The sequence below is a fragment of the Psychrobacter sp. W2-37-MNA-CIBAN-0211 genome (assembly GCF_040309405.1).
Lineage (GTDB): Bacteria > Pseudomonadota > Gammaproteobacteria > Pseudomonadales > Moraxellaceae > Psychrobacter > Psychrobacter glaciei.
Window position 1 is genome coordinate 1 of record NZ_JBEOOU010000259.1, and the last position, 266, is coordinate 266.

General features: G+C 37.6%; 1 protein-coding gene. It reads left to right on the forward strand.

From position 1 onward, the window contains the following. Positions 1 to 266 (forward strand): EAL domain-containing protein (locus AAEY72_RS15140; protein WP_352311398.1); only part of this gene is annotated, 266 nt, incomplete at both ends.

Sequence of the window (266 nt, forward strand, 5' to 3'; positions counted from 1 at the left end):
CAATTTGAGTTATATTATCAGCCTATTGTATCCCTTAATGATTTACACGTTCATAAAGCTGAGGGACTTATTCGTTGGCAACACCCAGAAAAAGGCCTGATCAGCCCTGCTGACTTTATTCCTCTTGCTGAAGAAACCAGACAAATAAATGCGCTGGGTCAATTTGTATTTGCTGAGGCACTACAAACACTTAATGATATTAAAAAACACATTCAAGATGAATTTCAAATAAGCATTAACGTTTCACCAGTGCAATTGGCAACCGT